The 12440-nt window shown below is 58.5% G+C and carries 9 protein-coding genes; 2 read left to right on the plus strand and 7 right to left on the minus strand.

All coding sequences use genetic code 11. From position 1 onward, the window contains the following. Positions 1-86: 86 nt before the first annotated feature. A complete protein-coding gene (gene ygfZ, locus EHO01S_RS13055) occupies positions 87-1082 on the plus strand; it encodes a tRNA-modifying protein YgfZ (protein ID WP_024524370.1) in 996 nt (331 codons plus the stop codon). Between the two features lie 51 nt (positions 1083-1133). Here the strand turns inward: ygfZ and EHO01S_RS13060 are convergent, their stop codons facing one another. Both EHO01S_RS13060 and EHO01S_RS13065 read right to left on the minus strand, forming a co-directional pair. Then, entirely contained in the window at positions 1134-1958 is an 825-nt protein-coding gene (locus tag EHO01S_RS13060) for a shikimate 5-dehydrogenase (RefSeq protein WP_024524371.1), read from the minus strand. Positions 1959-2185: 227 nt separating this feature from the next. Beyond that, entirely contained in the window at positions 2186-3061 is an 876-nt protein-coding gene (locus tag EHO01S_RS13065) for a nucleoside-specific channel-forming protein Tsx (protein WP_024524372.1), read from the minus strand. A gap of 573 nt (positions 3062-3634) precedes the next feature. On the opposite strand from EHO01S_RS13065, the gene trhA reads away from it, so the two are divergent. After that, entirely contained in the window at positions 3635-4285 is a 651-nt protein-coding gene (gene trhA / locus EHO01S_RS13070) for a PAQR family membrane homeostasis protein TrhA (RefSeq protein WP_024524373.1), read from the plus strand. A gap of 71 nt (positions 4286-4356) precedes the next feature. Here trhA and EHO01S_RS13075 read toward each other — a convergent pair whose 3' ends face one another. The 5 genes from EHO01S_RS13075 to ubiI all read right to left on the minus strand — a co-directional run bounded on the left by EHO01S_RS13075 (position 4357) and on the right by ubiI (position 12423). Beyond that, on the minus strand, positions 4357-5769 hold the full coding sequence (locus EHO01S_RS13075) for an alanine/glycine:cation symporter family protein (protein ID WP_024524374.1): 1413 nt from the start codon (positions 5767-5769) through the stop codon (positions 4357-4359). A 547-nt stretch (positions 5770-6316) separates the two neighbouring features. Further along, positions 6317-9199 carry an aminomethyl-transferring glycine dehydrogenase gene (gcvP, locus tag EHO01S_RS13080; protein WP_024524375.1) on the minus strand — a complete coding sequence of 961 codons (2883 nt, stop codon included), beginning with the start codon at positions 9197-9199 and terminating at the stop codon, positions 6317-6319. An 89-nt stretch (positions 9200-9288) separates the two neighbouring features. Next, on the minus strand, positions 9289-9675 hold the full coding sequence (gcvH, locus tag EHO01S_RS13085) for a glycine cleavage system protein GcvH (protein ID WP_024524376.1): 387 nt from the start codon (positions 9673-9675) through the stop codon (positions 9289-9291). Positions 9676-9742: 67 nt separating this feature from the next. Continuing rightward, positions 9743-10837, minus strand: coding sequence for a glycine cleavage system aminomethyltransferase GcvT (gene gcvT, locus EHO01S_RS13090; RefSeq protein WP_024524377.1), 1095 nt, complete (start codon positions 10835-10837; stop codon positions 9743-9745). 374 nt (positions 10838-11211) lie between these two features. After that, positions 11212-12423 (minus strand): FAD-dependent 2-octaprenylphenol hydroxylase, encoded by a 1212-nt coding sequence (gene ubiI / locus EHO01S_RS13095; RefSeq protein WP_024524378.1) that lies wholly within the window; start codon positions 12421-12423, stop codon positions 11212-11214. Between the last annotated feature and the right edge of the window lie 17 nt (positions 12424-12440).

Consider the following 12440-nt stretch of genomic DNA (forward strand, 5'->3'; position numbering starts at 1 on the left):
CAGCGCAACGCAATTATCCATTGGCATCGCATGCTGGCTCTCTTACCATGGACACGACTTCCGATATGACCTTACAGGGAACTATCATGAACCTTAACGCCCAATTCACCGCGCAGCCCGTGCTGGCCGCCGCCCAACTGCCCCTCACCCTGATGGCTCTCACCGACTGGCAACTGGTCAACGTCAGTGGCGTGGATGCACAGCACTACCTGCAAGGCCAGCTCACGCTCGATGTCCCAGCCTTAACGGCGCAGCAACATGCCTTGTGCGCGCACTGTGATGCCAAAGGCAAACTATGGAGTACGCTACGCCTATGGCGGCGCGGCGACGGCTTCGCCTATCTGCTGCGCCGCAGCGTGGCCGAACTCCAGTTGCTGGAATTGAAGAAATACGCCGTTTTCGCTAAGGTCACCCTCGCTAACGACCCGCAAGCGATCGTACTCGGTCTCGCCGGTGCGCAAGCCAGCGAGGCGCTGCGTGAGCTATTTAGCGATCTACCCGATGCCAACTGCCCGCTCCGCCAGGCTGCCCACAGCCAGCTGTTATTCTTCGCCGATCCTCAACCGCGCTACCTGGTAGTCTGCGACGATGAAGAGGAGGCGAAGCGCGTCATCCAACGATTGCGCGGCCGCGCACGCCTCAGCGACGGCGAACAATGGCTCGCATTGGATATCGAGGCGGGGTTGGCGATCATCGATGAGGCGAGCTGCGACCAGTTCCTGCCACAGGCGGTCAACCTCCAAGCCCTCGGGGGGATCAGCTTCACTAAGGGATGTTATAGCGGCCAAGAGATGGTGGCGCGTGCCAAATACCGTGGCGCCAACCGGCGCGCCCTGTTCTGGCTGCGTGGTAGCGCCGGGCGCTTGCCGCACGCCAGCGAGGATCTCGAACTGCGCTTGGGCGATAGCTGGCGCCGCAGCGGAACCGTATTGGCCGCGCAGCGTCTGGCCAATGGCGAGGTCTATATTCAGGCGGTATTGAGCAACGATCTTGCCGCTGACAGTGTATGGCGCGTCCGCGACGATGAACGCAGCCAACTGACGATCGCGCCCTTACCCTATACGCTAGACGACGCCGAGTAACGCCCTGACGCCCGCCGCCACCGGCGACGGGCGTGTCTTCTCGCTTGCGACTCACTCCCCGCGCGCGTAGGCCGCGGCTTGTAAGAATAACGCGTGCTCGGGCCGAATGCCGGTATACAAGACGAACTGTTCCACCGCCTGAATGGCGAACACTTCGGCACCGGTGATCACCGTCTTCCCTGCCGCGCGCGCCGCCTGTACCAAGGGGGTCTCGATCGGCTGCGCCACCACCTCGAAGATCGCACAGGCCTGGGCAATCCGCTCCAGGCTAAAGGAGCACGCGCTGGCAAACTCACTTCCCAACATACCGACAGGCGTGGCGTTGATCAGCAGATCAACCGAGGCCTCGGGAGGCAGCGTCTGACACCAGCGATAACCGTAGAGTTGCGCCAACTGTTGGCCGCTGTCGGCATTCTTCGCCACGATGTAGCCACGGCTAAACCCGGCATCCTTTAAGGCACAAGCGACGGCTTTGGCCATCCCGCCGCTACCATGCAGGGCAAAAGTCAGCGTAGGATCAAGGGCATACTGGCGCAACAACTGAGCGATTGCGATATAGTCGGTGTTATAGGCCTTGAGCCAACCGGCGCTATTGACAATGGTGTTCACCGAACCGATCCCCGCCGCCGAGGCGTCCATCTCATCCATTAGCGGGATCACCGCCTCCTTAAAAGGCATCGAGATGGCGCAGCCGCGCACGCCCAAGGCGCGCACGCCGCCGATGGCGGCCACAATGTCGTGTGTGGTAAACGCCTTATACAAGTAATCCAGATCGAGGGCGTCATACAGGTAGTTATGAAAACGCGTGCCAAAGTTACCCGGGCGTGCCGCCAATGACATGCACAACTGGGTATCCTTGCTGAGGTGTCGGGTCATGATTGCTCCTTGAAGAGGGAAAATGTGCGCTGTACGACGCCATCATCATCGCTTAAAACAGGTCGCGAAAAAACGGCTCGATTTTTTGCTGCGGTTCCTCTTTTTTCTTGCCGCGAGGCATAGACCGGCGGTGTTCCCCGCGCACGGTGCCCGCGCTTGCGCCATCCAGGCGCGCAAAAAGAACAGGCCCCGTCGAGACGGAGCCTGGATCACCGGAAATAGAGGAATTAGAAGTTGTATCCCACCACCAGGTAGTAACCCCAGCCGGTCGGATGCAGATCTTCACCCAGCGCCGCGCCCTCTTTCCACTGACCACCGTTATGGAAATAACGCGCCACCACCGAGTAGTGCCAATGGGTGTAGTTCAACGCCAGGATATGGCTGGAGGCGATGGAATTGTTGGAGCGCAGCTGATTACCGTTGGTGCCAGCGCCGGACTTATCGCCCAGACGAGAGCCGAAGTCGAAGTTGGTAAAGCCGATATAGCTCAGGTTACCGCCCCACAGCTCGGTCAACGGTACAAAGTATTTCACCTTGACGCGATAGCCGTCCCAGCTATTCTCGTTAGCCGCACCGTAGTTTTCCCACTGATATTTGCCGTACACGTTCAGTGACAGGCTCATCGGCAAGCCCGTGTCGATGTCCGTCCCCAGACCCATGTACCACGTGTTCTGACGATTATTGCTATTGTGTCCCATGTCGAAGACATAGTCGTTCGCGAAGTACCACTCCTTGAACGGACCAAAGCCCAGGTTCAGGCCGGTCAGCTTATCGATGGAGAAACGCGGCTCGATCTCCATAAACAACGGCGAACCTTTGTCCCATACCCCTTTATCGACGCTGTTACCGACACCGAAGAACTTCGGTACGTCGACATAACCATAGAAGTCGAGCCAATCTTTCTTGGCGAAGGCTTCGTACTCCAGATAGACATCATTGTTACGGAACGGCCCAAAACGCGTGTGATAACTGCCTACCACGTTGACGCTCTGGTGCCACCAATCAGAAAGATACTCGCCGTTGTTGTCTGCCGCCGTTGCATTCATGCTGGTGGTGGAAAGACAGGATAACAGCGCGCCCGCAGCTAAAATTGTTTTTTTCATATGAGTGCCACATACCTTAAAAAGCTCCCTACGCAGAGGGAGACAACGACAACATGTCAACATCGCCACAAATCAGCCATCACTCGCTCAGGTGCCTGCTCGCTGGCCACGCGCATTATAGAAATAAACGGATACAGAAAACTGTGATCCAGTAGGAGTTTTCCAAAAGCGTAATCGATTGCGTTCACGTTTGCGGAGAAATTCGCCGTAGAAATAATACAGTAATTGGGATTCCTATCAAATTAATAACTTGATGATTTTCTGTGCAAAATGTCTAACTTTTGGTTAAAAATCAGGTCAGTAAATTCAATGAGATAAAAATATTTCCGTTGAATAGCGGCTACCAGCCGCGCGCGCCCTACTCCTTCACACCGTATGCTGTTGTAAAAATAATAATCATGATGAATATCTGTGATTCTAGCCACATAAGGCAGCCGGCAGGATGGCGAGCATTCTGACTCTTTTTAGCGTACACGTGTACACTGGAATCATTCTCAGCTAACCTAGAGGAGTAAATTTTCAGCCGGTCAATCGCCGCCTAAAGCCGGTGAGCACTCTATGAGGTCAATAACGATGACAACGGTCAGCCCCCCCCTGCCGAGCTACTCTCTGGCGGAAGAGGTGGCGAATAGCATTAGCCACGGCATTGGGTTTATCTTGGGGATCGTCGGCTTGGTTCTGCTGCTGACGCACGCCATCGACAGTGGCGCTAACGCCACGGCCATCACCAGTTATAGTTTGTATGGTGGCAGTATGATCCTGCTGTTTCTCGCCTCAACGCTCTACCACGCCATCCCTCATCCGGCGGCTAAACGCTGGTTAAAGATCGTCGACCACTGCGCCATCTATCTGCTGATCGCCGGGACCTATACTCCGTTCCTGCTGGTCGGCTTAGACTCGCCGCTCGCACGCGGTCTAATGGTGGTGATCTGGTCGCTGGCGCTGGCGGGGATCATCTTTAAGCTGGCCTTCGCCCATCGCTTCAAGGTGCTGTCGCTGATCACCTATCTCACCATGGGCTGGCTATCGCTGATCGTCATCTATCAATTGGCGCTACGCCTAGCGGGGGGCGGGCTCATCCTGTTGGCCTTAGGGGGGATCATCTATACCTTGGGCGTCATCTTCTACGTCTGCAAACGCATCCCCTACAACCATGCCATCTGGCATGGCTTCGTCCTGGGAGGCAGCGCCTGCCACTTCTTCGCCATCTATCTCTATCTCTAACAACGACAACGGCGGCCGGGTTTCCCCGTCCGCCGTCTTCTTACCTCAACCTCACGACGATGAGAGTTGGCTTATTCTCCCTCCGTCGCCACTTCGCCATGACGGCGCGTCGTGATCTCACGCGTCAAGCGGATCACCACCGGTGACAACAGCAACAATGCCGCCAGGTTCGGCAACACCATCAGGCCGTTAAACATGTCGGCCATATTCCACACCAGCTCCACGTGGAAGAAGGACGCGATAAAAATAAAGACGATCACCAACAGCTGATAGACCCGTACCGCTTTCTGCGAGTTAAACAGATAACGTACGTTCGTCTCCGCATAGTAGTACCAACCGATGATGGTCGAGAAGGCGAAGAAGAACAACGAGGCCGAAATAAACAGGCTACCGAATTGGCCATAGACATAAGAGTAAGCCTGCTGCGTCACCGCGATCCCCTGGCCAGAGAAGACGCCTAAGAAAGAGGCTTGTGTCTGGCCGCCCTGCTGCCACATGGCCATCCCCGAGGTGATGATCACCAACGCCGTTAGGGTAACGATCACGCACACCACGAATACCCCCATCATCGCGATGAAACCCTGCTGCTCCGGGTGTTTCACCTTGGCTACCGCATGTGCGTGTGGCGTCGAGCCCATCCCGGCCTCGTTAGAGAACAGGCCGCGGGCGATACCGAAACGCATCGCCTGTTGAATGGCGATCCCAGCCCCACCGCCTAGCACCGCCTGCGGATTAAAGGCGGCGACGAAGATCGCCTTAAAGGCTGGCAAGATATAGTGGGCGTTCAAGCCCAAGATCAGTAATGCCCCGACCAGATAAAAGATCGCCATGGTCGGTACTACCTTTTCGGTGAAGGACGCGATACTACGCAGTCCGCCCATGATCACCCCGCCGGTCAGCAAGGCCAGCACCACACCGACGATCCAGCCCGGCACCCCTAACGATCCCTCAAAAGCAGCGGCGATCGAGTTGGATTGCACCATATTACCAATAAAGCCCAAGGCGAAGATGATCAGCACGGAGAAGAGCGCCGCCAACCATTTGCATTTCAGCCCTTGTTCAATGTAATAGGCTGGGCCACCCACCACCTGTCCCTGTTTATCGAAAGACTTATATTTCTGCGCCAGGATCGCTTCGGCATAGATGGTCGCCATACCGAGAAACGAGGAGACCCACATCCAGAAGATGGCGCCAGGACCACCGGCAACGATCGCTGTCGCCGGACCGGCTAAGTTACCCGTCCCCACCTGACCGGCGATCGCCGTGGCAACCGCCTGAAATGAACTCATTCCTTGCTTATCCGCCTTCGCACCGGATAACGACATACCGCCGAAGAGGGCACGGAAGCCGGAGCCAAAATGGCGGATCTGGATGAACCCCAGACGCAGGGTATAATAAATCCCCGTGCCGCAGAGTAAAAAAATCAACAGTTCATCCCACAACAGACTATTAATGCGATTAACCCACTGTGCCAAAAAGTCCATACCTGTCATTACCCGTTTTTATTTTACCTGTCGGTGGATAGGGCGTTTAACGGGGAATAGTCTGCCGCCGTCGCCTGATGAACGGGCGCGGTGATCTCAACCGAATAAACGCAGGAATTGTGCGTCGCCGCCGCCGTGCAGGAAGCCTCTACAGGAAATGGCAACAGCTCACGATGAGAACTCTATCACACTTTCCCGCGAGGAATAGTCGGGGAAATGAGCCAGTGATGCATGAATAAAAGTGATGATAAGCGAAAGTAATAACAGGCGATAAAAACGTAACACTTTGTTTTAAATTAACTTTACCGCAAAAAGCGTTATGCACACCGTTCGACGGCGAGAGAAGAATTAATTAGAAAATTTCATTCGAGAAAATCGTGCGCAGACTGAGCGAGAGGGAACCACGGGGCGTGAAACGACGCCCCTCAGGCGAATGAGGGGCGCAACCATAACACCGCTACGCCCCACAGGCAAATCAGCACGCGGCTTACCGTCCGAAGCCACGTGACGGTCGAGCAAATGGGTTGCCTCCCCGCTCACCTTACGCTTATGCCCAGTCACTCACCGGTGGGCAAGCACATTGCAAATGACGATCGCCATAGACATCATCCAAACGCTTCACCGCCGGCCAGTACTTATTGTCACGGCTCTGGGGACTCGGGAACACCGCCAGATCGCGACTATAGGGGTGCGTCCACTCGCCAGTGAGCTCCGCCTGGGTATGCGGCGCGTTGACCAGCGGGTTATCCTGACGCGGCCACTCGCCAGCCTCGACCCGAGCTATCTCGGCGCGAATAGCCAGCATCGCCGCGATAAAACGATCCAATTCGCGCTTATCCTCCGATTCCGTCGGCTCCACCATCAAGGTACCGGCGACCGGGAAAGACATCGTCGGTGCATGAAAACCATAGTCAATCAAGCGTTTGGCGATATCCATCTCACTGATCCCGCTGCTCGCCTTCAATGGACGCAGATCCAGAATGCACTCATGCGCCACATAGCCCGCCTGCCCGCTGTACAACACGGGGTAGGCGGCACGTAGACGCTGGGCGATATAGTTGGCGTTCAGGATCGCCACCGCGCTGGCCTGCCACAGTCCCTCTGCCCCCATCATACGGATATACATCCAACTGATGGGGAGAATCGAGGCGCTGCCGAACGGCGCGGCGCTGACCGCTCCCTGGCGCGTCGTCATGCCCGGGATATGCACCACCGGATGGCCGGGAACGAAAGGCGCCAGGTGCGCCTTGACCCCAATCGGCCCCATCCCCGGCCCGCCGCCGCCATGAGGAATGGCAAAGGTCTTATGCAGGTTGAGGTGTGACACATCGGCGCCGATATAGCCAGGGGTGGTGATGCCGACCTGGGCGTTCATGTTAGCACCATCCAGATAGACCTGCCCGCCATACTGATGAACGATCTGGCACACCTCTCGAATGGTCTCCTCATAGACGCCGTGCGTCGAGGGGTAAGTCACCATGATCGCCGCCAACGTCTCCCCTGCCGCCGCGGCCTGGCACCGCAGATCATGCAGATCGATATTACCGCGCTCATCGCAGGCCACGACCACCACCTCCATCCCGGCCATCTGCGCCGAGGCCGGATTGGTGCCGTGAGCCGACGCCGGGATCAGGCAGCGGATTCGCTGCCCCTCACCCCGGCTCTCATGATAACGGCGGATAGCCAGCAACCCGGCATACTCCCCTTGCGCCCCAGAGTTGGGTTGCAGGCAGACCGCATCATACCCCGTCAGTTGCGTCAGCCAGCCTGCCAGCTGATTCAGCAGGATCTGGTAACCACGTGCCTGCGCCGGCGGACAGAAGGGATGCAACTGTGCGAAGGCCGGCCAAGTGATCGGGATCATCTCGGCGGCGGCATTCAGCTTCATGGTGCAAGAGCCCAGCGGGATCATCGCCTGATCCAACGCCAGATCGCGCCGTGCCAGACGATGCATATAACGCATCAGGGCGGTTTCGCTGTGGTAACGGTTAAATACCGGGTGCGTCAAGATCGGCTCGCTGCGTAGCAACGCGGCGGGAATACTGCCTTCGCTCGCCTCCTGCGCCAAGATATCCAGCGTGTCGATGTCCAAGCCATGACCATCGCCAAGTAGGATGGCGAACAGCGCCGCCAGATCGTCGCGCGTGCTACACTCGTCGAAGGCGATGCCCACCGCACCGTCCAGATCACCGCGCAGGTTGATGCCGAAGCTCTGCGCCCGCGCCAACACCGCCGCCTTATCCGCCACGACAACCGTCAGGGTATCGAACCAACTGTGGTTACGCAGCGTCATCCCCTTCTGTTGTAGCCCCAACGCCAAGATGTCTGCCAAACGATGCACGCGCTCGGCGATGCGCCGCAATCCCTGAGGGCCGTGATAGACCGCATACATCCCGGCGATGTTAGCCAGCAGCACCTGAGAGGTACAGATGTTGGAGTTGGCCTTCTCGCGCCGAATGTGTTGCTCACGCGTCTGCATCGCCATACGCAGCGCCGGATTTCCGGCGGCATCACGCGCCACGCCAATGATACGTCCCGGCATGGCACGCTTGAATTCGTCCCGGCAGGCGAAGAAGGCAGCGTGGGGGCCGCCGTAGCCCATCGGAACCCCGAAACGCTGGGCCGAGCCAAACACCACGTCGGCCCCCTGCTGCCCCGGCGCCTGCAACAGCACCAGCGCCAGCGGATCGGCCGCCATGCAACAGATCACGCCTCGCTCACGCAGCGTCGCCATCAACGCGCGGTAATCGTGCAACTGCCCATCGCTACCGGCCTGTTGTAGCAGCACTCCGAACAGATCGCGCTGCTCGATGGCCTGGCGTGGATCGCCGATGATCACCTCGATCCCACAGCACTGCGCCCGGGTGCGGACCACATCGATCGTCTGTGGGTGTACATCCTGAGCGATAAAGAACACGTTAGCCTGCTTTAACCGGCTGGCACGGCGCGCCAACGCCATCGCCTCTGCGGCGGCGGTCGCCTCATCCAGTAACGAGGCGGAGGCCAGCGCTAGCCCAGTAAGATCCAGCGTCATCTGCTGAAAATTGAGTAACGCTTCCAGGCGGCCTTGGGATACCTCAGGCTGATAGGGGGTATAGGCGGTGTACCAACTGGGATTCTCCAGCATGTTGCGCAAGATCGCCGGCGGCGTCTTCACCCCGTAATACCCCATACCGATAAAGGATTTGTAGATCTGATTCTGTTCGGCGATCGCCTGCAATTCGCTCAATGCCTGTTGTTCGTCACAGGGCGCACCGATGGGGGGTGCGGCGGGCAGTTGAATGTCGACGGGAACCAGGCGAGCGATCAACGTCGCCAGATCCGGTGCGCCGATCTCCGCCAGCATTTGCTGCTGTTCAGCCGGCGTCGGGCCGATATGGCGGGCAATAAAAGCATCGCTGTTTTCCAGCGTAGAGAGAGTCTGCGTCATGGCTTATGCATTCCTTGGTCGCGCCGCTGCCCGGCGCCCGGCATCGCATTGATCGAGACCGCCCGCGCAGGACGGTCCGGGGGGAGGGACTACGCCTCCAGCGTGCGCTGATACTCATCGGCGCTAAGCAACGTCGCATAGTCGGCAGGGTCGTCCGCCCGGATCTTAAACAACCATCCCGCTTGATAGGGCTCGCTATTGACCAGCTCCGGCGCCTCCACCAGCGCCTCATTCACCGCCACGATCTCGCCGGCCAGCGGGCTATAGATGTCAGACGCCGCCTTAACCGATTCGGCCACGGCGCAGTCGGCGCCGGTTTCAACGTGCTCTCCCACCTCCGGCAGATCCACAAACACCATATCCCCCAATAGGGATTGGGCATGATCGCTGATGCCAACGCAAAAGATCCCCGCTTCCTCGGCGCGCACCCACTCGTGAGACGCGGTATATTTCAACTCTGTCGCTACATTGCTCATCGCCATCCTCTCCTGGAATTGAGTATTGTCTCGTTTGTTTGTCGACTGAGACGTCGGACGCCTCAGGTTAAATCAGACTGCGACCCTGGCGCACAAAGCCCGGTTTTACTAGCGTGACCGCGACCTCACGTCCACGAATAGTGATGCGCCCCTCGCTGCCGACCCCCTGCGGTACGCGGGCCAGCGCGATGCCACACCCCAAGGTCGGCGAGAAAGTACCGCTGGTGATCACCCCCTCCGTCCTCTCTCCCGACGCCGTCCAGAGGCTCACCGTCATGCCGGCACGTAACACCCCTTTCTCCCGCATCACCAAGCCGACCAATTGCGCATGGGGCTGATGGCGCTGACGCAATAATGCGTCGCGACCGATAAAATCGCGCGTCTCCGGCTGCCAGGCGACGGTCCACGCCATATTGGCCTCCAGGGGCGAGATCTGCTCATCCATCTCCTGACCATACAGGTTCATCCCCGCCTCCAGGCGCAGCGTGTCGCGCGCCGCTAAGCCACAGGGACGGACTCCGGCCTGCGCCAGGCGCTGCCAGAAGGGCTGCGCATCGGCCAGTGGCAAGGCGATCTCATAACCATCCTCCCCGGTATAACCGGTGGTGGCGATAAACAGCGTATCGATCTGACGGGCGAAGAAGGGCTGCATGTCGGCCAATGCCAGCCGTTGCTCGGCCCCCAACAATGACGCCACCCGTTCACGGGCGTGCGGCCCCTGTACCGCGATCAACGCCAGATCGTCGCGCACCCGCAAGACGATGCCGAAACGAGGGGCGTGCTCGCCGATCCAAGCCAGATCCCGCTCACGCGTAGCCGAATTGACCACCAGACGGAAATTGTTTTCCGCCAGAAAATAGACGATCAGATCGTCGATCACTCCGCCGCTGGCATTTAACATCGCGCTATACAGCGCCTTACCCGGCTGCGTCAGGCGCGCCACGTCGTTCGCCAGCAAGTGGCGCAAAAAGGCGCGTACATTGGGGCCGTGTAAATCCACGATGGTCATGTGCGACACATCGAACATCCCGGCATCGCGCCGCACAGCATGGTGCTCCTCCAACTGGGAGCCATAATTCAGTGGCATCATCCAGCCATGAAAGTCCACCATCCGTGCGCCATCGGCCACATGTTGCTGATAAAGCACTGTCTGTTTTGTCATTCTCATCCTCGACTGAGTAACGCGGCTTACGCCACACGCGCAGGAATGCCGCAAAAGGGCGGCTACGCAAACGATGACATCGCTCCGACGGTAGCACCGAAAAATGGGATTAACCATAAGATAAAATAGGTGTAACGCGCTCAGCGCACACGGAAGCACGCGATCGATGATGCAGAATATTTCGCCTTAAAAATGCGCACGGATGCACACAATTAACATTTGCGCTGCATTTTTATTGCCGATAAATAACCTTATCGGCTTAATAAGCCGCATAAAACGGCGCAGGAAAAGGGGGATATCGCAAGAAAAATTAATGCGAAAGTCGACATGACATTAGAATATTTCACGCGAGGGCGGCCGAAGCCGCCCCGTGTCTAGCGTATCTCGCTAGCGCCGGTCTGGAGGATCGCCGGCAAATCCGCCAACCCCATGGCATGGCGTACCAGCTGTGGCTTGATACCCGGCAGACGATCGGCCAAGGTCAGCCCCAGGTCTCGCAGCAGCTTCTTAGCCGGATTCGCGCCGGCAAACAGGTCATGGAATCCCTGCATCGCCGCCAACATCAGCGCCGCACTCTGCTTGCGTCGCCGCTCATAACGACGTAGGTAGAGATGATGACCGATATCCTTGCCCTGAGCCTGGAGACGCCGCAGCTCACCGGCCAACTCCGCCGCATCCATCAAGCCGAGGTTGACCCCCTGTCCGGCCAACGGGTGGATGGTATGCGCCGCATCACCCATCAGGGCCAGGCGGTGGCCAGCAAAGCTGCGCGCATAGCGTCCCCGTAGCGGGAACAGCTGCCGCTCGCTACGGCAATGACATAAGCCGAGACGATGATCGAAGGCGATGGTCAGCTCACGCTCGAACGCCTCGTCGTCGGCCGTCTGCAAGCGTTGTGCCTCGCTAGGCGGCAACGACCAGACGATGGAGCAGAGGTGGGCATCGCTCAACGGCAGGAATGCGAGTATCCCCTGCGAGCGGAAGATCTGCCGCGCGATCCCGCCATGCGGCTGCGCGCAATGAATGGTCGCCACCAAGGCATGCTGTTGATAATCCCAGAACGTCAGTGGCACATCAGCCAACTGGCGCAGTTGGGAGTGCGCACCATCAGCCGCAACGACCAAGCGCGCGCTGAGCATCATCCCATCTGTCAGCGTCAAAAACGCTTCATTCTCGCCCCAAGCCACCTGGGCCACGCTAGCCGGCGTCAACATGGTGATCGCCTTGTCTTGCTCGGCGCGCTGCCACAATGCCTGCTGCACCACCTGATTCTCGATGATGTGTCCTAGATGGGAGTGACCATAGGCGTCGGCGTCGAAAGCGATACGGCCAAAGCTGTCCGCCTCCCAAACCTCCATGCCGCGGCAAGCACTCGCCCGCTGCGCCAAGATCGTCGGCCAGACGCCGAGTTGTTGTAACAGACGCTCGCTGGCGATATTCAACGCCGAGACGCGCAGCCCCTCCGCCGCCGGCGGGGGGGGACGTTGCTCGACAACGGCGATACGCAGTCCGCTGCCAGAAAGGGCGTTGGCCAGCGCTAGCCCCACCATGCCGCCACCGACGACAATGAGATCGAATGATTGCATAACTTCCTGTCTTCCCA

It is taken from the genome of Edwardsiella hoshinae NBRC 105699 = ATCC 33379 (assembly GCF_000474215.1).
Lineage (GTDB): Bacteria > Pseudomonadota > Gammaproteobacteria > Enterobacterales > Enterobacteriaceae > Edwardsiella > Edwardsiella hoshinae.

Coding starts and splice junctions, on each gene's coding strand:
- gcvH (WP_024524376.1), bottom strand. CDS start 9,675: ATGAGCAATGTAGCGACAGAGTTGAAATATACCGCGTCTCACGAGTGG.
- EHO01S_RS13060 (WP_024524371.1), bottom strand. CDS start 1,958: ATGACCCGACACCTCAGCAAGGATACCCAGTTGTGCATGTCATTGGCG.
- trhA (WP_024524373.1), top strand. CDS start 3,635: ATGACAACGGTCAGCCCCCCCCTGCCGAGCTACTCTCTGGCGGAAGAG.
- EHO01S_RS13075 (WP_024524374.1), bottom strand. CDS start 5,769: ATGGACTTTTTGGCACAGTGGGTTAATCGCATTAATAGTCTGTTGTGG.
- gcvP (WP_024524375.1), bottom strand. CDS start 9,199: ATGACGCAGACTCTCTCTACGCTGGAAAACAGCGATGCTTTTATTGCC.
- gcvT (WP_024524377.1), bottom strand. CDS start 10,837: ATGACAAAACAGACAGTGCTTTATCAGCAACATGTGGCCGATGGCGCA.
- ygfZ (WP_024524370.1), top strand. CDS start 87: ATGAACCTTAACGCCCAATTCACCGCGCAGCCCGTGCTGGCCGCCGCC.
- EHO01S_RS13065 (WP_024524372.1), bottom strand. CDS start 3,061: ATGAAAAAAACAATTTTAGCTGCGGGCGCGCTGTTATCCTGTCTTTCC.
- ubiI (WP_024524378.1), bottom strand. CDS start 12,423: ATGCAATCATTCGATCTCATTGTCGTCGGTGGCGGCATGGTGGGGCTA.